The 26,185-nt window shown below is 70.4% G+C and carries 21 protein-coding genes and 1 tRNA gene; 12 read left to right on the forward strand and 10 right to left on the reverse strand.

Annotation, left to right across the window (positions count from 1 at the left end; all coding sequences use genetic code 11):
- Positions 1 to 209: 209 nt before the first annotated feature.
- The 8 genes from G398_RS22020 (at position 210) to G398_RS0111905 (ending at position 8,245) form a co-directional block, all read left to right on the forward strand.
- On the forward strand, positions 210 to 1,595 hold the full coding sequence (locus G398_RS22020) for an anthranilate synthase component I family protein (RefSeq protein ID WP_043484901.1): 1,386 nt from the start codon (positions 210 to 212) through the stop codon (positions 1,593 to 1,595).
- Positions 1,592 to 2,170: an anthranilate synthase component II gene (locus G398_RS0111875; RefSeq protein WP_026853749.1), complete on the forward strand. Its 579-nt coding sequence runs from the start codon at positions 1,592 to 1,594 to the stop codon at positions 2,168 to 2,170. Before G398_RS22020 ends, G398_RS0111875 begins: the two co-directional genes overlap by 4 nt.
- Positions 2,167 to 3,201 (forward strand): anthranilate phosphoribosyltransferase, encoded by a 1,035-nt coding sequence (gene trpD, locus G398_RS18145; protein ID WP_052571887.1) that lies wholly within the window; start codon positions 2,167 to 2,169, stop codon positions 3,199 to 3,201. The genes G398_RS0111875 and trpD overlap by 4 nt, the downstream gene beginning before the upstream one ends.
- Positions 3,198 to 4,034, forward strand: coding sequence for an indole-3-glycerol-phosphate synthase (locus tag G398_RS18150; RefSeq protein WP_052571888.1), 837 nt, complete (start codon positions 3,198 to 3,200; stop codon positions 4,032 to 4,034). The genes trpD and G398_RS18150 overlap by 4 nt, the downstream gene beginning before the upstream one ends.
- Positions 4,031 to 4,669: a hypothetical protein gene (locus tag G398_RS0111890; protein ID WP_026853750.1), complete on the forward strand. Its 639-nt coding sequence runs from the start codon at positions 4,031 to 4,033 to the stop codon at positions 4,667 to 4,669. Before G398_RS18150 ends, G398_RS0111890 begins: the two co-directional genes overlap by 4 nt.
- Positions 4,662 to 5,846 (forward strand): tryptophan synthase subunit beta, encoded by a 1,185-nt coding sequence (gene trpB / locus G398_RS0111895; protein WP_026853751.1) that lies wholly within the window; start codon positions 4,662 to 4,664, stop codon positions 5,844 to 5,846. The genes G398_RS0111890 and trpB overlap by 8 nt, the downstream gene beginning before the upstream one ends.
- A 1-nt stretch (position 5,847) precedes the next feature.
- Positions 5,848 to 6,591, forward strand: a complete 744-nt coding sequence (gene trpA / locus G398_RS18155) for a tryptophan synthase subunit alpha (RefSeq protein WP_052571889.1) — start codon at positions 5,848 to 5,850, stop codon at positions 6,589 to 6,591.
- A gap of 154 nt (positions 6,592 to 6,745) precedes the next feature.
- A complete protein-coding gene (locus tag G398_RS0111905; protein ID WP_026853752.1) occupies positions 6,746 to 8,245 on the forward strand; it encodes an OmpP1/FadL family transporter in 1,500 nt (499 codons plus the stop codon).
- A 68-nt stretch (positions 8,246 to 8,313) separates the two neighbouring features.
- Here G398_RS0111905 and G398_RS0111910 read toward each other — a convergent pair whose 3' ends face one another.
- The 3 genes from G398_RS0111910 to G398_RS0111920 all read right to left on the reverse strand — a co-directional run bounded on the left by G398_RS0111910 (position 8,314) and on the right by G398_RS0111920 (position 10,406).
- Positions 8,314 to 9,486 carry a thiolase family protein gene (locus tag G398_RS0111910; protein ID WP_026853753.1) on the reverse strand — a complete coding sequence of 391 codons (1,173 nt, stop codon included), beginning with the start codon at positions 9,484 to 9,486 and terminating at the stop codon, positions 8,314 to 8,316.
- Positions 9,487 to 9,576: 90 nt separating this feature from the next.
- On the reverse strand, positions 9,577 to 10,140 hold the full coding sequence (locus G398_RS18160; protein WP_052571890.1) for a DivIVA domain-containing protein: 564 nt from the start codon (positions 10,138 to 10,140) through the stop codon (positions 9,577 to 9,579).
- Positions 10,141 to 10,148: 8 nt separating this feature from the next.
- Entirely contained in the window at positions 10,149 to 10,406 is a 258-nt protein-coding gene (locus G398_RS0111920) for a YggT family protein (protein WP_026853754.1), read from the reverse strand.
- A 50-nt stretch (positions 10,407 to 10,456) separates the two neighbouring features.
- Between G398_RS0111920 and bshA the strand changes: the two genes are divergently transcribed.
- Both bshA and G398_RS0111930 read left to right on the forward strand, forming a co-directional pair.
- Positions 10,457 to 11,566 (forward strand): N-acetyl-alpha-D-glucosaminyl L-malate synthase BshA, encoded by a 1,110-nt coding sequence (gene bshA / locus G398_RS0111925; RefSeq protein ID WP_026853755.1) that lies wholly within the window; start codon positions 10,457 to 10,459, stop codon positions 11,564 to 11,566.
- A gap of 65 nt (positions 11,567 to 11,631) precedes the next feature.
- On the forward strand, positions 11,632 to 14,166 hold the full coding sequence (locus G398_RS0111930) for a ligand-binding sensor domain-containing protein (protein WP_026853756.1): 2,535 nt from the start codon (positions 11,632 to 11,634) through the stop codon (positions 14,164 to 14,166).
- Positions 14,167 to 14,177: 11 nt separating this feature from the next.
- On the opposite strand, the gene dinB is transcribed toward G398_RS0111930, so the two are convergent.
- Positions 14,178 to 15,344: a DNA polymerase IV gene (dinB, locus tag G398_RS0111935; protein ID WP_026853757.1), complete on the reverse strand. Its 1,167-nt coding sequence runs from the start codon at positions 15,342 to 15,344 to the stop codon at positions 14,178 to 14,180.
- Positions 15,345 to 15,495: 151 nt separating this feature from the next.
- Between dinB and G398_RS0111940 the strand changes: the two genes are divergently transcribed.
- Both G398_RS0111940 and G398_RS0111945 read left to right on the forward strand, forming a co-directional pair.
- Entirely contained in the window at positions 15,496 to 15,972 is a 477-nt protein-coding gene (locus tag G398_RS0111940) for a (2Fe-2S)-binding protein (protein WP_026853758.1), read from the forward strand.
- The gene (locus G398_RS0111945) at positions 15,969 to 18,065 is read left to right on the forward strand and encodes a xanthine dehydrogenase family protein molybdopterin-binding subunit (RefSeq protein WP_026853759.1); all 2,097 of its coding nucleotides are present in this window, start codon (positions 15,969 to 15,971) and stop codon (positions 18,063 to 18,065) included. The genes G398_RS0111940 and G398_RS0111945 overlap by 4 nt, the downstream gene beginning before the upstream one ends.
- Positions 18,066 to 18,443: 378 nt before the next feature.
- Here the strand turns inward: G398_RS0111945 and G398_RS0111950 are convergent.
- The 6 genes from G398_RS0111950 to G398_RS18170 all read right to left on the reverse strand — a co-directional run bounded on the left by G398_RS0111950 (position 18,444) and on the right by G398_RS18170 (position 26,087).
- A tRNA-Met gene (locus G398_RS0111950) sits at positions 18,444 to 18,520 on the reverse strand.
- Between the two features lie 36 nt (positions 18,521 to 18,556).
- Entirely contained in the window at positions 18,557 to 19,219 is a 663-nt protein-coding gene (locus tag G398_RS0111955; protein WP_026853760.1) for a LutC/YkgG family protein, read from the reverse strand.
- Positions 19,212 to 20,645 carry a LutB/LldF family L-lactate oxidation iron-sulfur protein gene (locus G398_RS0111960; protein WP_052571891.1) on the reverse strand — a complete coding sequence of 478 codons (1,434 nt, stop codon included), beginning with the start codon at positions 20,643 to 20,645 and terminating at the stop codon, positions 19,212 to 19,214. Before G398_RS0111960 ends, G398_RS0111955 begins: the two co-directional genes overlap by 8 nt.
- The gene (locus tag G398_RS0111965) at positions 20,635 to 21,381 is read right to left on the reverse strand and encodes a (Fe-S)-binding protein (RefSeq protein WP_026853762.1); all 747 of its coding nucleotides are present in this window, start codon (positions 21,379 to 21,381) and stop codon (positions 20,635 to 20,637) included. The genes G398_RS0111960 and G398_RS0111965 overlap by 11 nt, the downstream gene beginning before the upstream one ends.
- Complete coding sequence (locus tag G398_RS18165) at positions 21,378 to 24,233, reverse strand: FAD-binding and (Fe-S)-binding domain-containing protein (RefSeq protein WP_052571892.1); 2,856 nt, start codon at positions 24,231 to 24,233, stop codon at positions 21,378 to 21,380. Before G398_RS18165 ends, G398_RS0111965 begins: the two co-directional genes overlap by 4 nt.
- Before the next feature lie 96 nt (positions 24,234 to 24,329).
- Positions 24,330 to 26,087, reverse strand: coding sequence for an L-lactate permease (locus G398_RS18170; protein WP_052571893.1), 1,758 nt, complete (start codon positions 26,085 to 26,087; stop codon positions 24,330 to 24,332).
- Positions 26,088 to 26,185: the final 98 nt, after the last annotated feature.

The following is a 26,185-nucleotide window of genomic DNA, read 5'->3' on the forward strand; positions in this document are numbered from 1 at the left end:
CAAACCACACTTGACAGGGCCTGCGCGGATGGGGTTTCATCGGTTTCATGACGCTGTCCTCCCTGTCCCTTCGCCAGGGCCTCCTTCACGGGGCCTGGTGGTGGCGTATGGGCTCGGACGGCTCCCTGTGCGAGGCCTAGCGGCCCACGCCACCCCGGACCTTCCGAGCCCGACCTTCCGGTCGGGCTTTTTCGTATCTGGATGACGCCATGTTCCTGCTCCGCCACCCGCTTCCCGCGGATCTGCTCACCCCCCTCGCGGCCTATCTGGCCCTGCGCCCCGCGGGGGCCAGCCTGCTGCTGGAGTCCTGCGACCAGGGCGAGCGGGTGGGCCGCCACAGCTTCGTGCTGCTGGAGGGCCCCGCCGAGTGCCGCCTGGAGCCGCCGGCCCGGGGCTGGGTCGAGTCGCTCCGGGCCCTGGCGGGTCCGCCGCCTTCGGACGCAGCCACCGATCCCGCGGCGGAGCTGCCGGCCCTGAAGGAACCCCTCCCCCTGGGCGTGGGCTGCGCCGGCTACCTGGGCTTCGAGGCGGTGGGCGCCCTCGAACCCACGCTGCCCCAGCCTGCGAGGGACAGCCTCGGCCTTCCCGGTTTGTGGGTGCGCCGCTTCGACGTGGCCCTGGTCTTCGACCACCTGCATCAGGTGGCGGAGTTGCAGACCCTGGATGCGGATGCGGAGGCCGGATTCAAGCGCCTGCAGGAGCTCCGGACCCAACTCCTGGCGGGCGTACGGGATCCAGGCGCGGTAGCGCGGGCTCCGCGCGCGACCGCCCAGGTGGCCCGCGAGACCTACGAGGGCATGGTCCGCACCGCCCAGGAACGGATCCTGGACGGCGACATCTACCAGCTGGTGCCGAGTCAGCGGTTCCGGATCGAGGATCCTCCGCCGCCCCTGGAAGCCTATCGCCGCCTCCGCCGCCTGAACCCGAGCCCCTACGGCTTCCTGCTGGAGTGGGGGGACTTCTCCCTGGTTGGAGCCTCCCCGGAGATGCTGGTGCGCGTGCAGGACGGCGAGGCCGAGACCCTGCCCATCGCCGGCACCGTGCCCCGTGGCGGGAGCTCCGAGGAGGACGCCGCGCGGTTCGAGGCCCTGAAGCGCGATCCCAAGGAGCTGGCCGAGCACCAGATGCTGGTGGACCTGGCCCGCAACGACCTGGGCCGCGTGGCCGTTCCCGGCGGGGTGCGGGTGGAGAAGCCCCTGGCCCTCCAGCGCACCAGCCACGTGCTGCACCTCACCACCACCGTGAAGGCGAAGCTGCGGGAGGGCGTGGACGCCCTGGACGTGCTGGCGGCGGCCTTCCCCGCGGGCACCGTCAGCGGCGCCCCCAAGCTCCGCGCCTGCCAGCGCATCGCCGAGATGGAAGGGGAGGTCCGCGGACCCTACGGCGGTGTACTGCTGCGCCTCGGCGCGGACGGGGCGCTGGACACGGCCCTGATCCTGCGCACGGCGGTCTATGCGGGCGGCGCCGCCCACATCCAGGCCGGGGCCGGGGTGGTAAGGGCCTCCAAGCCCGAGTCCGAGTACCTCGAAACCCTGCACAAGCTGGGCGCCATCGCCCAGGCCCTCGGCGTCCAGCTGCCCGGAGCTTCCCGATGATCCTGCTTGTCGACGCCCTGGATTCCTTCACCTACAACCTGGTGCAGGCCCTCGAGACCCTGGGCGCGCCCGTGAAGGTCGTCCGCCACGACGCCCTCACCCTCGATGGAGCCAGGGCCCTCCGCCCCGAGGCGGTGGTGCTTTCCCCGGGCCCCGGCCACCCCACGGAGAGCCCCGCCCACATGGCCCTGGCGGGATCGGACTGGGACATCCCCATGCTGGGCGTCTGCCTGGGCCACCAGGCCCTGGCGGCGGCCTCCGGCGGGCGGGTGGTCCGCGCGCTCGAACCCCTCCATGGAGAGGCCACGCCATTGGAGCACGAGGAGGGCGGCCTCTTCCGGGGACTGCCCCAGGGCCTGCCCGTGGGCCGGTACCACAGCCTGATCGCGGACGCCGCCACGCTGCCGGTCTGCTGGCGCGTCACGGGCCGCAGCCCCGGGGGGGAGATCATGGCCATGGCCCATCTCAGCCTGCCCCGCTGGGGCGTGCAGTTCCACCCGGAAAGCATCCTCACGCCGGACGGCCCGGCCATGCTCGCCAACTTCCTCCAACTCGCCAAGGAAACCCGACGATGACCCTGCTGACCACCCACAACCCCATCCTCCCGCTGCCCGAAGCCACGGCCTCGGAGCTCATGCACATCTTCATCGACCAGGACACGGATGCCCTGCTGGTGGGCGCCTGCCTGGCCCTGCTGGCCCAGCGGGTGCCCGAGGCCCACGAGCTGGCGGCCTTCGCGGATTCGCTCTTCGAGGTGGCTGTGCCGTTCCCGCAGGTGCCTGAGGGCGCCATCGATCTGGTGGGCACAGGCGGCGATGGCGCGTCCACCGCCAACCTCAGCACCCTCACGGCCCTGTTCCTGTCGACCCTCGGGGTGCCCGTCGTGAAGCACGGAAACCGGGCGGCAACGGGCGTCTGCGGCAGCGCCGACCTGATGGAGGCCCTGGGCTACGACCTCTCCCGGGCGGTCTCGGACCTGGAGGCGGACCTCCGGGAGCGACGGTTCGCCTACCTTTTCGCGCCCGCCTACCACCCGCTGATGGGACGCCTCCGGGAAATTCGGCGCCGCCTCGGCATCCCCACCATCTTCAACCTTCTGGGGCCGCTGCTGAACCCGGGCCACCCCCCCCTGCAGGTGCTGGGCGTGGCGCGGGAGGAGCTGCTGGCGCCCATGGCCGGCGCCCTGGCGAAACGGCCGTCCCTCCGCCGGGCCTTCGTCATCCACGGAAAGGATGCGGAAGGGAAGGGCCTCGACGAGGCCTCGGTTGAAGGGCCCACCAAGGTGGTGGCCGTGGCGGGAGGGCGTGTCCAGGCCGCCCAGGTGCTGGTTCCGCGGGAACTGGGCCTTGTCCATCCCGAGCGGAACGCGCTCAGGATCGCGGATCGGGCCGAGGCCCTGGCCGTGGCGCGGGGCCTTCTCGGCGGCTCCCGCCATGCCGATTTCCGGCCCGCGGTGGCGGACGCCGTCGCCCTCCAGGCCGCGCTCGGCCTCACCCTGCACCGGGATGGGACCCTCGAGGACCTGGGTCCCCTGCTGCGGGAGGTCCGCGTGACGCTCGACCGCGGCTTCGCCCTGCCGTTCTCTGTGGCGGGGGTGAACGCATGAGCGGCCTGCCGGATCCCGGCTCCCTGGTGCGGGGCACGGGCCTGCCCAAGAGCTCGCATCTCCAGCGGGTGCTGGTGTCCGAGCTGGCCCGGCTGGCTGCCGCCGGACCCGCCGCGGCTCCCCAGCGCCCGCGCCTGGACGGCCCGGGTCCCTTCGAGGCGGCCCTCCGGCGCGATGCCGCCTCGCGGGGCGGCGCCGTCATCGCCGAGTACAAGCAGGCCTCGCCCTCCCTGGGCCCATTCGCCGCCGGGACGCCCCTCCAAGCCCAGCTCCAGGCCTACCGGGAGGGCGGCGCGGCGGCCTTCTCCATCCTGGCGGAGCCGGCTTATTTCCGCGGATCGGCCGCCCACCTGGTCGCCGCATCGCCCTTGGGCCTGCCACGGCTCTACAAGGGCTTCGTCATCTCCGAGGCCCAGTTGGCGGAAGCGGAAGCCAGCGGCGCCGAGGCGGTGCTGCTCATCGTGCGCGTGCTGAAGGGCCACACCGCCGCCTTCCTGGAGGCCGCCCGCCAGCGGGGGCTGGAGGCGCTCGTGGAGCTGCACGACCTCACGGAGGTGTCCTTCGCCCAGGAGGCCGGGGCCCGCATGGTGGGCATCAACGCCCGGGACCTCTCCACCTTCACCCTGGGCGAGCCCACCGCGGCGCCCCTGCGGAAGGCCTTCCCTGAAGCCGTGCTGATCCGGGAATCGGGCCTGGCGACGCCCGAGGACGCCCAGGTCTCCCTGCGGTCGGGCTTCGATGCGGTGCTCATCGGCGAAGCGCTCATGCGGAGCCCGGATCCCAAGGGCTTCCTGGAGCGGGTCTTCGCGGATCTCCGCGAAGTCGCGCCATGAGCCTGCTGGCCAAGGTCTGCGGCCTCGTGCGGCCAGAGGATGCGGCCTTCGCCGCGGGGCAGGGCGCGGACCTGCTGGGCTTCGTATGGCATCCACCCAGCCCGCGCCACTGCACGGACCTGTCCGTGGCGGAGCCGCACCTGGACCGGGCAGTCCTCGTGATGGTGGCCGACCGGGCGGAGGCCGTACTCGACCTGGCCCGCCGCCACGGCTTCCGCCGCGTCCAGCCCTACCTTCCGGCTCCCGAGCGGAGGCGGGGCGTCGGCCTGCTGCGCGAGACCGGCCTCGTGGTCCTGCTCCCCTGGGCGGATGAGCCAGGCCAGGCGCCGGTGCCCGCGGACCTCTACCTGTGGGAGCCCGGCGCGGCGCAGACGGGCGTGGCCGGGGGCTCCGGGCAGGGCCATGCCATGGCCTTCCCGCCGCCGGGGCCGTACCTGCTGGCGGGAGGGCTCGACGGCCTGAATCTGGCGGGCCGGTCCGCCGCCCTTCCGCCCACGGCCCGGGCCGGCCTGCGGGGTTTCGACGCCGCGAGCCGCCTGGAGGCCGCGCCAGGACACAAGGATCCCGTGAAGGTGGCCGCCTTCGTGGCCGCCGCAAGACAGGCAGCATCGCCAGGAAAGGACATCCATGACTGATTCGTTCTCACTTCCCACGCGGTTCGGAACCTCCGGGTTCGGCGGCTGCTACGCCCCGGAGACGCTCATGCAGCCGCTGCTGGATCTGGAGGCGGCCTTCCGGTCGGCCCTCGCCGATGCGGCGTTCCAGGCGGAGCTGAAGGCCGAGCTGCGCCATTTCGTGGGCCGGCCCACGCCGCTGACGGCGGCCCCGCGCCTGGCCGAAGCGCTGGGATTGAAGGATCTCTACCTCAAGCGGGAGGACCTAGCCCACACCGGCGCCCACAAGATCAACAACGCCCTGGCCCAGGCCCTGCTGGCCCGGCGCATGGGCAAGACGGAGATCATCGCGGAGACCGGCGCCGGCCAGCACGGCGTGGCCACGGCCGCGGCCTGCGCGCGGCTGGGCCTGTCCTGCACGGTGTACATGGGCGTCACGGACATGGCCCGCCAGGCCCCGAACGTGGCCCGCATGCGCCTCTTCGGCACCAGGGTCGAGCCCGTCGAGGCGGGGCAGGGCACCCTCAAGGAGGCGGTGAACGAGGCCCTGCGCGCCTGGGCGGGCCGCTGCGACCAGGCCCACTACATTCTGGGCTCCGCCCTGGGACCCCACCCCTTCCCCACGCTGGTGCGCACCTTCCAGACCGTCATCGGCGAGGAGGCCCGCGCCCAGATGCTGGAGCAGGCCGGCGCGCTTCCCGAGGTCGTCCTCGCCTGCGCCGGCGGCGGCAGCAACGGCCTGGGCCTGCTGGTGCCCTTCCTGGGCGACCCCCTGCGGCGCCTCGCCGTGGAGGCGGGCGGCCACGGCCGGGGCCTCGGCGAGCATGCCGCCCGGCTGGACGGCGGCCGCACGGGCGTGCTGCACGGCACCAAGACGCTGCTGCTGCAGGACGTCCACGGCCACACCGCCGAGACGGCCAGCATCAGCGCAGGCCTGGACTACCCCGCCCTCGGCCCGGAGCTGGCGGCCCTCGCCCTCGACGGCAGGGTGGAGGTGCGCCGCGCCTCCGATGACGAGGCCCTCGCCGGTGCCAGGCTCCTTTGCGAGCGCGAGGGCATCCTGCCGGCCCTGGAGAGCAGCCATGCCCTCGCCGTGCTGCCCGCCCTCGCCGCCGAAGGCGTCACCACGGTCCTGCTGGGCCTCAGCGGCCGGGGCGACAAGGACCTGTCCACCTACCAGTCGCGTCTGGAGATCTGACATGAACCCTCTGCTCCCCTTCCTGATGGCCGGCGACCCCAGCCTCGAGGCCCTGCCGGCCCAGCTCTCCGAGGCCAGATCCCTCGGCATCGAGGCCCTGGAGCTGGGCCTGCCGCACTCGGATCCCATCGCGGACGGCCCCGTGCTCCAGGCGGCGGCGCATCGCGCCATCGGCCGCGGCGCCACGCCCGTGCGCGTGCTCGAAGCCCTGGCGGGGATCACGGACAGCCCGGACCTCATCCTGTTCACCTACCTGAACCCCCTGCTCCAGATCGGCGCGGACCGGCTGAAGGCGCTGCTGGCGCCCACGGCCGTGAAGGCCCTGCTGGTGGTGGACCTGCCCTTCGGGGAGGAGCCGGCCTTCGAGGCGGACCTGCGCGCCGCAGGCTACCCCATGGTGCCGTTGCTGGCGCCCACCACCACGCTGGACCGGGCCCGCCAGCTGCTGTCGGAGCGGCCCGATCCAGGGCCCACCGCGCCCTTCGCGCAGCGCTTCGCCTACGTGGTGGCCCGCCTGGGCGTCACAGGGACGGGGCAGGGCACGGACCTGGCTCCGGTGCAGGAGCGCGTCGCCCACCTGCGGGACATCTCGAGCCGCCCTCTCGCCGTAGGGTTCGGGCTCTCCGATGCCGCCAGCCTGGCGGCGGTGCGCGCCCTGGGGGCCACGCCGGTCATCGGATCCGCCCTGGTGCGGGAACTGGCTGCTGGGAAGGGCCTGACGACAACCCTCGCCCCCCTCAAGTGATGGTGATCTCTAGGTCGCGATCCTTCCTTAGGGTAGGCTCTCGGGAGTGATTGCAGGTCCGCATCGATTTGGTATTGTGATCCATCTTCCCCCTTCGGAATCGGCTGGCAACAGCCACCACCCCGGGATCTCCGGGATTAGGAGCCATGCGCCCATGACCCACCGTTCCCGCCTCACCCTCACGGCCCTGACCCTCATCGCCGCCGGCGCCTTCGCTCCCCAGGCCCAGGCCGCCGGCTTCCAGCTCCGCGAGCAGAGCCCGAGCTCCCAGGGCAACGCCTTCGCGGGCGTCACCGCGGGGGGCAACGACATCAGCGCCCTGTTCTTCAATCCCGCCGTGATGACCCAGTACGACGGCTGGCAGTTCTCCATGAGCGCCACCTACATCGGCCTGGACGTGAAGCTGGATGGCCTGGCCGCCTCCCGCACCCCGGCCCTGACCGCCCTCGGCTTCAATGTCTACCCCAACACCACGACCAGCCTGATGCCCGTCTCCGGTGCTTCGACCCACGGGAACTCCGGCGAGTCCGCCATCCTCCCCGCGTTCAACGCGATGTACAGCGTGAACAAGGACCTGAAGCTGGGCCTGTCGGTGAACGTGCCCTTCGGCCTCACCACCGAGTACGACGCCAACTGGATCGGCCGCTACCACGCGCTGAAGTCCGATCTGAAGGTCATCGACATCGCCCCCAGCCTGGCCTACCGGGTGAACGACCAGTTCTCCTTCGGTGTGGCCTTCATCGCCCGCTACGCCGATGCGGAGCTGACCAACGGTGTGGACTACGGCACGGCCCTGGCGCTGAAGGTGGGTTCCGGCCTGGCCGCCGCCGGCATGTCCACCGCGGCGCCCGCCCCGAACCAGAACAGCCCCGTGGCCACGGTCGCCATGGGCGCGCCCAATGCCACCTTCGGCACACCCGGCTACGCCATTCCCGGCGCCTGGGACGGCAAGGCCGGCCTGAAGGGCGATGGCTGGGACTACGGTTGGAAGGCAGGCATCACCTGGCAGCCCACCAAGGACTTCCGTCTGGGCCTGGCCTACTCCGCCGCCATGACCATGACGCTCAAGGGCGACGCCAGCTTCGAGTTCCCCGCCAGCATGCCCGCCACGGACCTGGCCGCCCTGAACGCCGCCGGCCTCCGCAACGGCGGTGGCCAGGCGGATCTCGCCCTCCCGGCCACGGCCTCACTGGGCTTCGACTGGAAGGTGAACCCCGCCTTCTCCCTGCAGGGCGAGGTGGCCCAGAGCACCTGGTCGCGGTTCAAGGACCTCCGCGTGAAGTTCGACACCGGCGCGCCGGACTCCATCACGGACGAGAACTGGCGCGACACCTGGTTCTACTCCCTGGGTGGAACCTGGAAGATGGATCAGGCCTGGACCTTCCGGGCCGGCGTGGGCTTCGACCAGGGGGCCGTGGACGACACCCACCGCACCCCCCGCATCCCCGACAACGACCGCAAGTGGGTCTCCCTGGGCATGAGCTACAACTTCTCGAAGAAGACCGCCCTCGACGTGGGCTACACCCACCTGTTCATCGACGAGGCCAAGATCAACCTCTCGGGAACGGGCGACAACACCACCCGCGGCAGCCTCACCGGCAACATGAAGGCCACCATCGACATCCTGGGCGTGCAGCTGCGCTACAGCTTCTGATCCTTCCGGCATGAAGAAGGGGCCCGGCATGCCGGGCCCCTTCTTCATGCAGCGGCTTCGCCGCGGAACTACACGCGCTCGACGGCCATGGCGATGGCGTTGCCGCCGCCCAGGCAGAGGGCCGCCACACCCCGCTGCTTGCCCTGGCGCTCCAGCGCGTGGATCAGGGTGGCCATGACGCGCGCGCCGCTGGCGCCGATGGGGTGGCCCAGGGCCACGGCGCCGCCGTGGACGTTGATGCGGTCCGCGGGCAGCTTCAGCTCGTTCATCGTGGCCACGAGCTGCACGGCGAAGGCCTCGTTGATCTCCCAGAGGTCCACGTCGGCCACGCCCCAGCCCACCTTGGCCAGCAGCTTGCGGATGGCCTCCACGGGCGCCATGAGCACCCACTCGGGGGCGAGGCCGGCGGTGGCCGTGCCCAGGATGCGTGCCTGGATGGGGAGGCCGTGGGCCTTGGCGTAGTCCTCGGTGGTCACCAGGGCCGCGGCGGCGCCATCGTTGACGCTGGGGGCGTTGCCGGCGGTGACGGTACCGTCCTTCTTGAAGGCGGGCCGCAGCTTCGCCAGGGTTTCGGGCGTGGTGTCGGGGCGGGGGCCTTCATCCTCTGAGACGATCACATCGCCCTTCCTGCCGGGCACGGCGATGGGCACGATCTCGGCCTTGAAGGCGCCGGACTGCGTGGCGGCCACGGCCTTGCGGTGGCTCTCGGCGGCCCACGCATCCTGGGCCTCGCGGCCCACGCCGTACTTCTGCGCCACCAGCTCTCCCGTGTTCCCCATGTGCTGGTCCGTCATGGCGCACCAGAGGCCGTCGAGGATCATGGCGTCCTTGGCCTCCGTGTGCCCCATGCGGGCGCCGGCCCGCAGCTTGGGCATGAGGTAGGGGGCGTTGGACATGGACTCCATGCCGCCGGCCAGCACCACCTCATGGTCGCCGAGGCGCACGGCATTGGCCGCGAGCTGGATGGCCTTGAGGCCGCTGCCGCAGACCTTGTTGATGGTGAGGGCGGAGATGCTGGAAGGCAGGCCGCCCCGGAGGGCCGCCTGGCGGGCGGGCGCCTGGCCCACACCGGCGCTCACGACGTTGCCGAAGATGGCCTCGGTGGGCTCGACCCCAGGCACGGCGGCCAGCACGGCCTTCACCACCTGGGCCGCCAGATCAGGTGCCGCCAGGGGCGCCAGGGCTCCCTGGAACTTCCCGATGGGACTGCGGAGGGACTTGAGGATGACGGCGTGGGACATGGGGGCTCCGGGAATGACTCTGGCTATCAGCTATCAGCTTTCGGCTCTCAGACAGGCATCGGCCATCAGCTGAGAGCTGACAGCAGAGAGCTAATTCGTGGACTTGGGACGCCGGACGGGGGGAATGGGCGGTTCTGGGGTGGGGTCGTCCAGGGACGAGAAGTCGAGGCCGTCTAGCTTCAGCGTGGGGGGCGGCGCCACGTAGATGTCCGGCGCCTCCTCCTGGATGTGGCGGCGGGTCCGCTCCATGAGGGACTCCACCTCCCGCACGAACCGGGTGCGCTCCATCTTGAGGTTGCGGATCTGGACCTCCAGCTCCACCACATGCTGCTGGGCGTCGCGGATGACCTCGTCGGCCTTGAACTGGGCCTCGCGGAGGATCAGCTCCTTCTCGCGGTTGGCGCCCTCCAGCACGTCCTCGCGGGTGCGCTGGGCCTGGAGCAGGGTCTCCCGGAAGATGCGATCCTGCTCCTGGTACTGGCGCAGGCGCTCCCGGCTGTCCAGGATCTCCTCCTTGAGCTTCTGGTTCTCCGCCAGCAGCTCCTCCCACTCGGCGGCGACCTCGTGCAGGAAGGTCCGGACCTCCGATTCCTCGATGCCGCGGAAGGCCTTTTCGAATTCCCGGCGCTGGATGTCAAGGGGCGTGTACTTCATGGTTCACCTCAGGAGACCAGGGCCCGCAGGAAGACCCGCTGGATGATGCCCAGCAGCAGCACGGCGATGAGGATGTCGAAGCTGAACCCCCCGATGGGCGGCACGATGGCCCGGATGGGGTGGAGGATGGGATCCGTGAGGGTGTGGAGCAGCCGGATCCACCGGTTTCGGGGATCGATGGGGAACCAGGACAGGATGGCCACCGCTAGGAGCAGGTAGATCATCACGTCCAGGGCGTAGTAGGCGATGGTGAAGAGAAGGGGCATGGGCAGGATCCCGTGAACCTGATCATCATAACTTGGAGAGGGATCAATCCATGCGCATCGGCATCTCCTGCTACAGCACCTTCGGCGGCTCGGGCGTCGTGGCCACGGAGGTGGGCAAGGCCCTGGCCGCCCGGGGCCACGAGGTGCACATCCTCAGCCCCAGCGTCCCCCCCCGCCTCCTGGGCTTCGAGGACCGCATCAACTTCCACGAGGTCCGGGCCACCACCTACCCGCTCTTCGAGGACGCCCCCTATTCCATCGCCCTCGGCTCCAAGATGGCGGATGTGGCCGAGCACCACGGCCTGGAGATCATCCACGCCCACTATGCCATCCCCCACGCCATGGCGGCGCTGCTGGCCCGCATGGCGGTCCCGCGCCTGAAGGTGGTGACCACCCTGCACGGCACGGACATCACGGTGGTGGGCAGCGACCCCAGCTACCTGCCCATGGTGAGGATGGCCATCCGGGAGAGCGACGGCGTCACGGCCGTGTCCGAGTACCTGCGGGACGAGACCATGCGGACCTTCGGCGTGGACCGGGAGATCGACGTCATCGGGAACTTCGTGGAGCCGCCCGGCCAGGAGCGCCCCGACTGCCGGGCCTGGCTGGCCCCCAAGTCCACGGCGGTGCTGACCCACATCTCGAACTTCAGGCCCGTGAAGCGGGTGATGGATGTGCTGAAGGTGTTCGAGCGCGTGCGGGCGGAAGTCCCGGTCCGCCTGGTGATGGTGGGCGACGGGCCGGACCGCGTGGAGGCCGAGGCCTACTGCCGGGACCGGGGCTTCGCCTCGGAGGTCCGCTTCACGGGCAAGCAGCTGGACATCGGCACCGTGCTGGCCTGTTCGGACGTCTTCCTGCTGCCCAGCGCCACGGAGAGCTTCGGCCTGGCGGCCCTGGAGGCCATGGGCCACCGGGTTCCGGTCATCGCCAGCCGCGTGGGGGGACTGCCCGAGGTGGTCCGACACGGGGTGGACGGCTTCCTGGAGCCCGTGGGCGATGTGGATGCCATGGCCGCCGATGCAGTGGAGATCCTCCGGGATGACACCCGGCGCCGGGCCATGGGCCTGGCCGCCCGGGAGCGGGCCCTCGGCACCTTCGCGGAAGGGCCCATCGTGGACCGGTACGAGGCGCTCTACCGGAGGGTCCTGGGCCACGCCTGAGGCCGCCACCTAAAATCAGGCTTTGTCCCGCGCATGTCGTTCAGGTAGGAGTCTTCGGGGGTTTCATGGCGTGGCGGCGGATCGTCCTGGCGGTGGCCCTGGGGATCCTGCAACTCTCCGCCGAGGGCTGGCGGCGCCCCTTCCTCGTGCTGGGACCGGACCAGGGCCTGCCCGCGGGGGCCATCACCAGCCTCACCCAGGATGCCGACGGGTTCATCTGGCTGGGCACCGAGAGCGCGCTCCTCCGCTACGAGGGGGGGCACTCCCGGCGGTGGGGGCGGGAGGAGGGCCTGCCCTCGGGGTTCATCCACCGGGTGCTTCCGGCCGCCGGCGGCGGCGTCTGGGCCGCGACCCTGCGCGGCCTGGTGCGGGTGCGGGACGGGCAAATCCAGCCGGCGGTGCTGGGCCCCTCGCCGGTGGCGGACGCGGTGGCCCTCGACCGCGCTGGGCGCCTGTGGGCCCTGACCCGGGATGGCCTCTTCGTCGAACAGGACGGGCTCCGGTTCGCCCGGCGGACCAGCCGGCCCGCAGGCCGGGTCTTCACCTTGTCCGGGGGGCCCAGCGGGGCGGTGTATCTGGGGACCGAATCCGGTCTCCGGGCCTTCCTGCCGGATGGGTCCGAGCAGGCCTGGGGGAGGGAGCAGGGACTCCCGGCCTCCGGTGTGGCCCAGGTGGTGGAGGATGGCGCCGGCCGGGTCTGGGCAGGGTCCGGCCGGTCGCTGGCCGTGAAGGCCGCGGGAAGCGCGAGGTTCCTCGACCAGTCCAGGCGCCTGAAGGCCAGTCTTTCGCCCAACAGCGTGCCGTTCCTCGACGCGGATGGGACGGTCTGGCTGCCGACCCAAGGCGGGGCCCTCCACCTGTCCGGTCCTGGCGACACCTGGCTGGACGCCGCCGGGGGGCTCCCCTTCCGGTGGGTCCGCACAGTCTTCCGGGATCGGGAAGGCACCCTCTGGATCCTGGGAACGGCCCTGGCGCGGCTGCAGGGCGGGGGACGTGTCTGGAACCACAGCCTGGCCGCAGGGGCCTCCGGGGAGGTGGTCTGGTCCATCCAGCGCAAGGAAGACGGCTCCCTGCTCGCGGCCACGGACAACGGCGCCGTGAAAGTCGCGGCCACGGGGCTGGCCCGCATCCCCGGCACCGAGGGCCACCGCATCAAGTGCCTGGCGGAGGACCGGGACGGAACCCTATGGATGGTCAGCAGCATCGGCCCCACCCTCTGGCTCCATTCCGGCGAGCGGAAGGCGGTGGATGCCCCGCTGGGGGACCTGGGCTTCGCGGTGAACAGTGTCATGGCCGACCGGCAGGGCCGGATCTGGCTCGGGCACACCCGCCTCGGAGTGCTCCGGTGGGATCCCGCCGGCCGGCGGCTGGTCCAGGAGGTTCCGCCCCCCGGGCCCGGCTCCCTGGGCGTGTTCCGCATCCGGGAGGACAGCCAGGGACGCCTCTGGGCGGCCACCACGGCGGGCCTCTACCTGCGGGGCCCCTCCGGCGCCTGGCGGCTCTATGGCGAGAAGGACGGATTGAAGCCCTTCGGGCTCTATGGAATGGCCTTCCTGCCGGATGGCAGCGCCTGGGTCCACTACCAGGAGCCTCAGGGGCTCACCCGCCTCCGCATCGATCAGGGCCGGCTGACGGTGCTGGAGCAGCGGGTCAAGGGGCAGGGGCTCCACTCGAACCTGGTCTACGCCGTGGAGGTAGATGCCCAGGGACGCACCTGGGCCACCACGGACCAAGGGCTCGACCGGGTGGACCCGGTCCTGCACATCGGCCGGCAGGAGGGGATGATCAGCGAGGACTGCGCCATCCAGGCCCTCCTGGCCGAGGGCGACCGCATCTGGGTCGGCACGGCCGCCGGGCTGGTCCGGTACGAGGTGGGTCCCGACCGTCCATCCGTGGCCCCGGTGGCGCACATTCTCCAGGTCCTTCACGGAGATCGGCGCTCCGATCCCCCGTGGACCAGCCTTCCGCCCTTTCCGCGGACCGAGGCCACCGTGTCCTTCCGGGTGGCCGCGCCCACCTTCCTGGACGAGTCCGCCGTCCGCTTCCAGGTGCGGCTCCTGGGGCTGGAGGATGCCTGGCGGGAGGCGGACGGCCGCCAGGTGCGCTATCCGGCACTGCCCGGAGGCCACTACCGCTTCGAGGTCCGGGCCGCGCAGGGCGGCGGTGAATGGGGCCCCACCGCCGGGTTGGATTTCCGGGTCCGGCCGCCCTGGTGGCGGACCTGGTGGGCCATGGGCCTAGGCGGCCTGGCCTTCCTGGGCCTGGGGGTACTCATCCTGCGCCTGCGCGTGGCGGCCCTGGCGCGGGGGAAGGCAGAGCTGGAACTGCTGGTGGCCCGCCGGACCGAAGAGCTCCAGGCCCGGAACACCGAGCTTTCCGAGGCCCTGGGCAAGGTGAAACAGCTCTCGGGCCTGCTCCCCATCTGCGCCAGCTGCAAGAAGATCCGGGACGACAAGGGCTACTGGAACCAGCTGGAGCACTACATCAGCGCCCACTCCGGAGCGGACTTCACCCACGGCATCTGCCCGGATTGCGCCGATGCCCTGTACCCCGAGCGCCGCCGGATGCTCGGTCGGGAGGAGCCGGACATCGGCACCTGACTGCGGCGGCCCTAGAACTCGTCCTCGAACAGCCGGGGGGCGTGGCCTCCGTCTCCGTGGAAGGCGCCGCCGGGATCCTGGCCCGCCTCCACCAGCCGGGCCGCCCGGATCCCCAGCAGGCGGAGCTTGCGGTCGAGGGGCACCCGCCGCAGGTTGCTGCGGGCGGCCTCGAGGAGCGAGGTGGGATCGGCCACGGGGCGGGGCAGGGTGAGGTCGCGGGTGACCGTCGAGAAATCCTCGAAGCGCAGCTTGATGCCGACGTTCTGGGCGCGCCAGCCCTTGCGGGCCAGATCTCCCGCCAGGCGCTGGCAGAGGTCGAGGAGGATGCGGGACAGCTCCTCGCGGTCCTGCCTCGGATGCAGATCCCGCTCGAAGGTGGTCTCCCGGCTGATGGACTTGGGCTCCCTCACCAGCACCAGGGGGCGATCGTCCCGGCCGTGGGCGGCCTCGTGGAGCCAAGCACCGTAGCTCCGGCCGAAGTGCTCCACCAGCCAGGCCGGATCGGCCCGGGCGAGCTCCCCGATGGTCTGGAGGCCGAAGCCCGCCAGCTTCGAGGTGGCCTTGGGGCCGATGCCGTTGATGGCCGAGCAGGGCAGGGGCCAGATGCGCGCGGGGATGTCCTCGAAACCCAGGGTCGTGAGGCCGTCGGGCTTCTGCAGCTCTGAGGCGATCTTCGACAGGAGCTTGTTGGGCGTGATTCCGATGGAGCAGGTGAGGCCCGTGGCCTGGCGGACGGCTTCCTTGAGCCGCCGGGCCAGCTCCGCGGATTCCCCCTCCACCGCCGTCAGGTCGATGTAGATCTCGTCGATGCCCCGGTCCTCGATCTGCGGAGCCACCTCGGCCACGGCGGCCTTGAAGGCCCGCGACATCCGGACGTAGGCCTCGAAGTGGGCGGGCAGCAGGATGGCCTCCGGCGCCAGCGCCGCGGCCTTCATCAGCCCCATGCCGCTGCGGACGCCGAAGGCCCGGGCCTCGTAGGTCGCCGTGGTGGCCACGCCCCGGCCCACGTAGTCCTTCAGCCGCGGGAAGCCGCCCTCCGGAGAGGCTGCGGTGGACCGTCTGCCACCCACCACCACGGGAAGCCCCTTCAGCTCCGGGTGTTCCAGCAGCTCCACCGAGGCGAAGAAGGCGTCCATGTCCAGGTGGGCGATGCGGCGCGGAGATGAGGGCGTTTCCATGGGGTGTCCCAGCGAACCAGGATGGCGGAGCGGGGGGCGTATGGGCAAGGCGAACCGGGATGCGCGGCAGCGCGACGGCAGACTCGAACTGCCGGCCCAGGGAATATAATCGAGCCATCTCTCATGAAGTTCTCTGCGCCGGAGGTTCCCGATGAAGGCCACCGTCTCGTTCGTGCTTAACGGCAAACCCGTGACCGTCGAGAGCCCACGCGACCGCATGCTGGTATGGGCCCTGCGCGACGAACTGGGGCTCACGGGCACCAAGGTGGGCTGTGAGGCGGGACTCTGCGGGGCCTGCACCGTGCTCGTGGACGGGGAGGCCATGCCCTCCTGCTCCACGGCCCTGGGTGAGGTGGCCGGGAAGTCAGTGCTCACCATCGAGGGTCTGGCGGTGGAGGGGAAACTCAACCCCGTCCAAGAGGCCTTCAAGGAGCACCACGCCTTCCAGTGCGGCTACTGCACCTCCGGGATGATCATGGCCGCCTGGGCCTTCCTGAAGAAGAAGCCCAAGGCCACCCGGAGCGAGATCGTCGAGGCCATGGAGGGGAACCTCTGCCGCTGCGGCGCCCACGTGCGGATCCTGGACGCGGTCGAATCGGCCGGCAAGGCCATGGGAGGTGCGCGATGAGACGGCGGGACTTCCTCGAAAGCGTCGCCGCGGGCACGCTGACCTTCTTCTTTACCACCCCTCTCGGCTCCGCGCCCATCATTCCGACCCGGCCCGGCGCCTACCCCGAGGACTTCAACGCCTACCTGAAAATCGCCGCCGATGGCCGTGTCACCTGCATGGTGGGGAAGGTGGAGCTGGGGCAGGGGGCCATGACCGTTCTGGCCATGCTCGTGGCCGAGGAACTGGAGCTGGATCCGGCCAAGGTGGACATGGTTCTGGGCGACACGGACCTCTGCCCCTGGGACATGCCCACCGGCGGCTCCCTGACCATGTGGCACACGGCCCCGGTCCTGCGGGGCGCGGCGGCCGAGGCACGGGCGGTGCTGCTGCGCATGGCCTCCCGGGCCATGGGCGCCCCGGTTTCTGACCTTGTCCTGAAGGATGGGGCCATCTGGATGAAGTCGGCTCCCACCCGCCGGACCACCTTCGGGGAGCTGGTGCAGGGGCGGAAGCTGGAGCGGCACCTGGGCAAGGTCAAGCCCAAGCCTCTCGCCGACTGCACCGTGATTGGCCGCCGCGTCCCCCGCAAGGACGCCCTGGCCAAGGTCACCGGCGCCGCCAAGTACGCCGGTGACCTGCGGCTTCCCGGGACGCTCCACGCCTGCATCCTGCGCCCCCCGGCCCAGGGCCAGACCCTGGTCTCGGCGGACACCTCCGCCGCGGAGCGGGTGCCGGGCGTCCGCATCGTGCGGGACGGCAGCCTCCTGGCTGTGCTCCATCCCCAGCCCGACACGGCCCGCAAGGCCCTGGCCCTGGTGAAGGGCACCTTCGAGGGCCCCGAGCCCGACGTGGACGACGCCCGCATCTACCAGTACCTCGTGGACAAGGCGGCGCCCGGGCAGCGTGTGGTGATCTCCCGCGGCGATGTGGCGGTGGGTGAGAAGCGGGCCGCCACGGTGGTGGAGGCGGAGTACCGCAACGCCTACGAGAGCCACGCCACGCTGGAACCCCATGTGTCCGTGGCCCAGTGGGAGGGGGGGCGCATGACGGTCTGGTCCTCCACCCAGTCGCCCTTCGTCTTCCGGGATGCCGTGGCCGAGGCCCTCAAGCTGCCTGGGGACAAGGTCCATGTCATCGCCCAGTTCGTGGGGGGCGGCTTCGGCGGCAAGCTCGCGGGTCCTGATGCCGTGGAGGCCGCGCGCATCGCCCGGCAGGTGCCCGGCGTGCCCATCCAGGTGGCCTGGAACCGGGAGGAGGATTTCTTTTTGGACGGCTACCGGCCCGCCGCCGTGGTGAAGCTGCGCTCCGGCCTGGATGCCGGGCGGGGCGCCATCACCTTCTGGGACTCCACCGTGGCGGGTGTCTCCCAGGGTGAGGCCGAGCTGGCCTACGAGATGCAGACGAGCCGGTACCAGGCGCCTACCGTTTCCAGCCTCCATCCGCTCAAGGTCGGGGCCTGGCGCGCCCCCAATGCCCACACCAACGCATTCGCCCGGGAGAGCCAGCTGGATGCGCTGGCGGCCAAGGCCGGCCTGGATCCCGTGACCCTGCGCCGCCGTCTCATTACCGACGCCCGCCTGCTGAACCTCCTGGACTTGGCCGTGGAGACCTTCGGCTGGGAGCCCGCGCCCGGGCCCACGGGCCGGGGCATCGGCCTGGCGTGCGGGGCCTGGCGCCAGGGGCTCGTGGTGGCCATCGCCCAGGTGTCCGTGGACAAGGCCACCGGGGCGGTCAAGACGGAGCGGTTCCTCGAGGCCGTGGATGTGGGTCTCGTCGTGAACCCCGATGGGGCTCGCCAGCAGGTGGAGGGCGCCATCACCCAGTGCATCGGGCAAGCCCTCAGCGAGGAGATCCGCTTCAAGGGTGGCCGCATCCTCGACAAGAACTTCGACACCTACCTGCTGCCGCGATTCTCTGCCATCCCGCGCATCCAGGTCGTGTTCGCGGACACCGGCACCTCCGTCACGCAGGGGATCGGCGAGCCGCCCGTGGTGCCTGTGGCCGCCGCCCTCGCCAACGCCGTGTTCGATGCCACCGGGGCCCGGGTCACCCATGTGCCCTTCACACCGAAGCGGGTGCTGGAGGCGCTGAAGCAGGTGCCTGCGAAGTGAATTGACTCAACCGTTTTCGAAGGCTCAGGACCACGCATGCGTGGTCCTGAGGAGGCAGACTCGAACTGGCCAGCGGCTGGCCCCGGCCGCGGACGCTGCGCAGGCCCCACTGGGGCCTTGCTCGCTGCGGGCTGCCTTCGTTGGAACTGGCTGCACCTCACCGGCAACCAACAACTGACTCCGACCGAGGTACGCGTTGGCCAAAGGGGCAGACTCGAACTGGCCAGCGGCTGGCCCCGGCCGCGGACGCTGCGCAGGCCCCACTGGGGCCTTGCTCGCTGCGGCCTACCGGGCCGCCGCTGTTTCTCGGCAGTTCGAGTCTGCTTCCTCTTTCGGACGTACAGAAGAAGATCGGAGCCGTGGCTCCGATCTTCTTTGTGGTGGCTGGAGGCAGACTCGAACTGCCGACCTAGGGATTATGAGACCCTCGCTCTAACCACCTGAGCTACCCAGCCATGAAGGAGCAGTGTAGCGTGGGTGCGGGTCTCCGTCTACGCCAGATCATTCACGAGCACCACGATGAGGCGCTTGGGGCCGTGGACGCCGTAGGCGAGGGTCTGTTCGATGTCGGCGGTCTTGCTGGGGCCGGAGATCATCAGGGCGTTGGGGGGCAGGGCGCGGCCCCAGCCCAGGGTCTTCACGGCGGACCAGAAGGTGTCGTGGATGGTGGAGGCGCGCAGCAGGGCGATGTGGATGGGCGGCACCAGGGACATGAGCCGCGGTTCCGCGGGGCCCGGGAGCAGGAGGAGGCTGCCGGTCTCGGCCACGCCGCCGATGGTGCCGGTGAAGCCGCCGTCCACGCCGTGGAAGAGCTCGTCCTTGAACGCCTCGATGGGGCGGTCGTAGGGCTTCAGCTCGGTGCCTCCCGCAGGCCAGGCGGCGGCCAGGGCCGCGCCGGCCTCGCTGGCGGGGCCGTAGAGCAGGTTCTTCAGGCCCTCGCGCTCGCAGAAGGCGCGGATGACGGCGGGCCAGTCGTTGGGCGTGGCCTCCAGGAATTCCGTGTGGACCGCTTCCATGCCCTTGCGGAGCAGGGCGGGGCGCTGGGCCGCGGGCCACTGGCGGCGTTCGAGGACGGCGGTATCCAGGGCCGGCAGGTCGCCGGACTCGCCGGAGGCGCGGAGGCGGCCGAGGATGGCGTTGCGGGCATCACTCATGGGGGACTCCCTCGGTGCGCATCCGCTCGCTGAGCGAGCGGCGGGCCGGGACGGGTTTGGTGCGGGACTGGGTCCAGTTCTTGATCAGGGGTGCGCTGGCCGGCAGGGCCTTCCCGAAGCGGGTGGCGAACCAGGTCGCGATCCGGTACAGGCCCGGGCGCTTGCTGACGCCGGCCCAGAGGCGCCAAGCCCAGTCCTCGGTGGCGGTGCGGCCCGTGCCCTTGCCCGCGACGTTCGAGCCCATGTCCTCGTGGGTGGCCTCGCGGCGCAGGCGCACGAGGATCTCCGGGATGGGGATCTCCACCGGACAGACCTCGCCGCAGGCGCCGCAGAGGCTGGAGCCGTGGATGAGGTCGTGGCGCACCCCGACGCCCTCCATCTGGGGCGTGAGGATCTTGCCGATGGGGCCCGGGTAGATGGCCTCATAGGCGTGGCCGCCCACGCGGGTGTAGACGGGGCAGTGGTTCATGCAGGCCCCGCAGCGGATGCAGCGGAGGGTCGCCCGCAACTGGGGGTCCGCGTAGATCCGGGACCGGCCGTTGTCGAGGATGACCAGGTGGACTTCCTGGGGGCCGTCCTTCTCGCCCTCGCCGCGGGGGCCGGTGATGAGGTTGAAGTAGGTGCTCACGGGCTGGCCCGTGGCGGAACGGGTGAGGATCGCATAGAGCGGCGCCACATCCTCCAGCCGCGCCACCACCTTCTCCAGGCCCATGACGGCGATGTGGATCGGCGGCACATGGGTGCTCATGCGGCCATTGCCCTCGTTCTCCACGAGGCAGAGGGTCCCGGTCTCGGCCACGGCGAAGTTCACGCCGGAGAGGCCCGCGTCGGCGTTCAGGAACTTCTCGCGCAGCACCTTCCGGGCCATGGCCGTGAGCTCGTCCACGTCCTCGGTGTACTTCGCGTCCTTGATCTTCTGGGCGAACTGCCGGGCGATCTGGTCTTTGTTCTTGTGGATGGCCGGCATGATGATGTGGCTCGGCGTCTCGCCGTCCTGCTGGATGATGTACTCGCCCAGGTCGGATTCCAGGGCCTCGATGCCGTGCTTCTCCAGGAAGGCATTGAGGTGCATCTCCTCTGAGACCATGCTCTTGCCCTTGACCATGGTCTTGGCGCCGCGGGCCTGGAGCAGGCCGAGGATCAGCTCGTTGGCCTGCTCGCAGGTCTCGGCCCAGTGGACCTTGATGCCGTTCTTCGCGCAGCTGGCTTCGAGCTGCTCGAGCAGCTCGGGCAGGCACAGGAGGCTCCGGGAGCGGATGGCCGTGCTCAGGTCGCGCAGGTCCTGGAGGTCCCTCGGATCGGGGAACTGGGCCCTGCGCTTGGCGATGAGGCCATCCATGGCGCGGCGGAAGTTGGCCCGGAGCTGGGGATCCAGCAGGGCCTTGGCGGCGGCATCGCGGAAGTGGATTTCGTTCTCAGCGTGCACGGGTGCGCTCCCACAGGAATTCGGCGATGTGCTGGACCTTGAGCTTGCCGTTCTTGGCCTCCAGCGCGCCGTTCACGTTCATCAGGCAGCCCCCGTCCGTGGACAGGACGACGGAGGCCCCGGTGGCGGTGGCATCCGCGATCTTGTCCGCCACCATGGCCCCGGAGACCTCGGGGTGCCGCACGGAGAAGGTGCCGCCGAAGCCGCAGCACTCGTATTCCCGGGTGAGGGGCGCCAGCTCCACGTTCGAGAGCTGGCCGATGAGGGACTGCGGTTCGCCCTTCAGGCCGAGGTCCCGGACGGCATGGCAGGAGCTGTGCCAGGTGACCTTCACAGGCTCGCCCAGGTCCTGGAGCTTCACGTCCAGCACGTCCACGAGGAACTGAGTCAGCTCGTAGACCCGGGCGCTGAAGGCGCGGACCTTGGCCTCCTCCGGCTGGCCGTGGAACAGCTCGGGGTAGTGGACCTTCATCATGCCCGCGCAGCTGCCCGAGGGCAGGATCACGGGCAGGTCCTCCGGGAAGAGGGCCACCTGGGTGCGGGCCACGTCCCGGGCCTCCTCCCAGTAGCCGCAGTTGAAGGCCGGCTGGCCGCAGCAGGTCTGGCCTTCGGGGAACACGACCTCCACGCCGGCCCGGCGCAGGAGCTGGATGCCGGCCATGCCGGCGTCGGGGAAGAACAGGTCCACCAGGCAGGTGCCGTAGAAGTAGACCCTCTTGGGCTTGGTACCGTTCACTTGGAAGCCTCCGGTCGCGTGGCGGATTCGAGAAGGTACAGGAAGCTACGATACACCTGCCCGATCGAGCGGGTCATGCCGACCTCGCAGGTGCGGCTGCTGGCGTAGTAGCCGTCGAAGGACTGGGCCTTGACCTCGCGGGCCTCGTGCTTGGTGGCCGAGGCGGTCAGCTCGGCGTGGGTGAAGCCCCGGTCGCCGGCGAACCCGCAGCAGCCGGCGTCCCGCGGCACCAGGACCTTGTCTGCGCAGGCCTTGGCCACGCCCTCCAGCTTGGGCAGGAGGTTCATCTTGGTGACGGAGCAGACCGGGTGGAGCACCACCGAGCCCACCTTGTTGGTGACCCGGAGGCGGGGCAGCAGCACGTCGTTGGCGAAGGCGGTGCTGTCCAGGACTTTCAGCTTGTCGAACTTCGCCTGATTCTCCGGCGTGAGGTAGCCCCGGCTGGTGAGCACCCCGTAGGTGCAGGGACTGGTGTCCATCACGAGGGCCAGGCGGCCCTGCTGGGTCCACTCCCAGAACTTCTCGATGGTGCGGTTGATGGTGTAGCGGTGGGCCTCGTCATAGCCCTTGGAGGAGAAGGGCACGCCGCAGCAGGTGCCCTCCACGTCGTAGGGGATATGGACCGGATAGCCGGCGCGCTCGGCCACCTTCACCAGGGCCTCCACCAGGCTCATCTCCTCGGGTTCACCGGGCAGGTGACCCATCATGCGGGAGAGGCAGGCGGGGAAGTAGATGGCCTGGGCGCCTTCCAGCGAGGTCGCGGGCAGCGGGGCCTTGGCGGGCTTGGGCATCTCCGGGCTCCACTGGTGGGAGGCGCCGAAGGCCTTCATGGCCCGGGTGATGAAGGGCATGGCCTTGGGGCCGAAGATGCTCTGGACGACATGGCCGGTGCGGAGGGCCAGGCGCATGGCCGGCTCCACCGTGGCGAAGTTGCGGGCCACGGACAGGGCGATCTTCTGGGCCCGGCGGCTGTGGCTGGCGCGACGGAAGCGCTTGGTGAGCTGCCCGGTGTCGATGCTCACGGGGCAGGCGGTGGCGCACAGCCCGTCCGTGGCGCAGGTGTCGAGGGCCATGTAGGGGAAGGCCTCCTGCAGGGACTTCAGCAGGGCGGGATTCTCGCGGTTGCCCTCGAGGCGCGCCATCTCGCGGCGGACGACGATGCGCTGGCGGGGCGTGAGGGTCAGCTCGCGGCTGGGGCACTTGGGCTCGCAGTAGCCGCACTCGATGCACTTGTCGACTTCCTCCTCCACGCCGGGCAGGGGCTTGAGATCGGAGAGGTGGCAGTGGGGATCGGCGTTGAGGATGACGCCCGGATTCAGCAGCCGCAAGGGATCCACCAGGTCCTTGAGCCTCTCCATGACGGCCTTGGCCTCGGGGCCCCACTCGGCCTCCACGAAGGGCGCCATGTTGCGGCCCGTGCCGTGCTCGGCCTTGAGGGCGCCGTCGTACTTCTTCACCACCAGCTCCACCACGTCGTCGATGAGCGCGGCATAGCGGTCCACCTCGGCCTGGTCGTTGAAGGACTGGGTGATGACGAAGTGGAGGTTCCCGTCCTTGGCGTGGCCGAAGAGGATGGCCTCGTCATAGCGGTGCTTGACGAAGAGCTTCGTCAGATCCACCGCCGCGTCGGCCAGCTTCTCGATGGGGAAGGCCACGTCCTCGATGAGCGCCGTGGTGCCCCGCTTGCGCACCGCGCCCACGGAGGGGAAGGTGCCCGAGCGGATCTTCCACATGAGGGCCTGCTCCACGGGATCGTGGGTGAAGCGGGCGGGCTCGATCAGGGTCAGGTGGGCCGCGGCGTCCAGGGCCAGGCGCTCCAGCTCGGCCCGGGCGGACTCATCCTGGCCCTGGAACTCCACCAGCAGGGCGGCGGCGCCCTCGGGCAGGGTCTTGATGGTGGGGGGCACGCCGGCCTGGTTCTCCACGGAGCGCAGCGAGGCCCGGTCCAGCAGCTCCAGGGCGGCGGCGCCGGCGTCGCGCAGGGGGACGATGGCGGCGCAGGCGGCGTGCAGGTCCGGGAAGATCAGGAAGCCCGTGACTTTCACGGGCAGGTCCGGCACGGAGTTCAGCACGGCCTCGGCGATGAAGGCCAGGGTGCCCTCGGAGCCCACGAGCACGTTGCGGAAGATGTCCACCGGCCGGTCGAAGTCGATGAAGGCGTTGAGCGAGTAGCCGGTGGTGTTCTTCATCTTGTACTTGGCCCGGATGCGCTCGGCCAGGGGCCGGTTCGCCTCGATCTCGGCCTTGAGCTTCAGCAGGCCCTCGGCCAGGGCCGGCTCTGCCTCGCGGAAGCGCTGGTCGGCATCGGGCGCGGCCGTGTCGATCACCGTGCCGGAGGGCAGCACGAAGGTCAGCGATTCCAAGGTGTGGTACGCGTTCTGGACGACACCGCAGCACATGCCGCTGGAGTTGTTGGAGAGGATGCCGCCCACGGTGCAGGTGTTGATTGACGCGGGATCGGGGCCCATCTTGGCGCGGTAGGGCCGCAGGGCGTGGTTCACGTGGGCGCCGATGACGCCGGGCTGCACCTTCACCTTGGCGCCACCCTCCAGCACCTGGATGCCCCGCCAGTTGCGGGCCACTTCCACCAGCAGGCCGTCCGACACCGACTGCCCCGAGAGGCTCGTGCCCGCGGCCCGGAAGGTCATGGGGATCCGGTGCTCCCGGCTGAGCCGGAAGAGCGACCGGACTTCCTCCACGGCACCGGCGAAGACCACGGCTTTCGGAATGAGCCGGTAGAAGCTCGCATCGGAGGCGAAGGCGATCAGGTCCACGGGACGGTCGAGCACACGGTCCGGCCCGACGATGGAAACGAGGGAATCCCTCAGGGAAGTGGCGGTGGCGGTGCTCATGAGAAACATCCTCTGGATCGGGCTATGGCGGAAAAAGGTCCCGCCGGCCTGCTGGGCGCGGCGGGACCCGGGTCTTACGTCAGGATGCCGCCCGGTCTACTTGGCAGGGGCGGGGGCGGGCAGGGTGGCCGGAGCGGCCGGGGCGGCCGGAGCAGGCGCCGTCACCGTGGCAGGGGCCGGCGGCAGCTGGGGCATCCAGTTGGCGGGCAGGACCTTCGCATAGAGGAAGATCACCACGCCGACCATGGCGGCCAGGGCCAGGCTGTGGAAGAACACGTAGCGGAGGATGGTGCCCTCCTCGCCCTGCTGGTTGGTGGCCACGGAGGCCACCACGAGGCTCTGGGCGTCGATCATCTTGCCCATGACGCCGCCGGTGGTGTTGGCCGCGGCGGTGAGGATCGGGTTCAGGCCCAGCTGCTGGGCAGTGATCTTCTGGAGGCCGCCGAACAGCACGTTGGAGGAGGTATCGCTGCCCGTCAGGGCCACGCCCAGCCAGCCCAGCATGGCGCTGAAGAAGGGGAAGAGGACACCGGTGCTGGCGAAGGCCAGGCCCATGGTGGCGTCCAGGCCCGCGGCCTTGGAGGTGAAGCCCAGGGCCAGCATGGCGGCGATGGTGAGCAGGGAGATCTTCACGCGGGCGACGGTCTTCCCGAAGATCTTGACCAGCTCCATGGGGCCGAACCCGGCCAGCAGGCCGCTGCAGATGCCGGCGAGGAGCAGGCTGGTGCCCGTGAGGGAGAGCCAGTTGAAGGTCCAGACCGCGGGCTCCTTGGAGACCTTGGCCACGACGGGAGGGGCCTTCTGGACGTTGTTGTGGAGCAGGGGGATTTCGATGTTCTTGACGGTGTAGCCGTAGAGGAAGTTCGGCTTGCCCTTGGGGCCGCCGTTGAGGAAGGTCTTCACCTGCGGGGTGCCCCAGGCGAACACGAACAGGGACAGGAACACCCAGGGCATCCAGGCCTTCACGATCTTCCCGGTGTTGTGGCTCGGGCCGGACTCGTGGGCCTCCTCGCGCTCGTGCTCGTAGCGCCAGATGGTCTTGGGCTGCCAGACCTTGAGGAAGAGGACGAGGGCGACCATGGAGACGATGGCGCCGATGATGTCCACCAGCCAGGGGCCGTGGAAGTTGCTCACCAGGAACTGGGTGATGGCGAAGCTGCCACCGGCCACGAGGCAGGCGGGCCAGACTTCCATCATCGCTTTGCGCCCGGCCATGGTCCAGATGATCCAGAAGGGCACGATGAGGGAGAAGATGGGCAGGATGCGGCCCGCGGCGGCGCTCAGCATTTCGAGCGGCAGGCCGGTCACGCCGGCGAGGGCGAGGAGGGGGCTGCCCAGGGCGCCATAGGCCACGGGGGCCGTGTTGCCGATGAGCGCGATGCCGGCGGCCTGGAGGGGGCGGAAGCCGAGGCCGATCAGCATGGCCGCGGAGATCGCCACGGGCGTGCCGAAGCCCGCCGCGCCCTCGATGAAGGCGCCGAAGCTGAAGGCGATCAGCAGGGCCTGGATGCGGCGGTCGGCCGCGAGGCCGGCGATGGAGTGCTTCACCACCTCGAAATCACCGGACTTCACCGTGATGTCGTAGATGAAGATGGCGTTGAGCACGATCCAGCCGATGGGCAGCAGGCCATAGAGGGCGCCATGCACCGCGGCCATGCCCGCCATGCCGGCCGGCATCCTGTAGACGAGGACGGCCACCACATAACAGGTGATCAGGCCCAGGATGGCAGAGTAGTGGGCCTTCACATGCTTGGCGAGGAAGCCTAGCAATACGAAGACCGGCAACGCGGCCACCAGCGCGGAGAGGAAGATATTCCCCGCGACGGGGGAATAGACTTGGGTCCAGGGGGTCATGCTGCCTCCAGGGATGGGGGTAGGGGATAGGAAGGTAGAGTTTTGGAAAAGAGCCTGGCAGAAGCCTACAATGGGTCTAGTGGTCAGACCAACCAGAT

The sequence above is a fragment of the Geothrix fermentans DSM 14018 genome, from assembly GCF_000428885.1.
GTDB classification, from domain to species: domain Bacteria; phylum Acidobacteriota; class Holophagae; order Holophagales; family Holophagaceae; genus Geothrix; species Geothrix fermentans.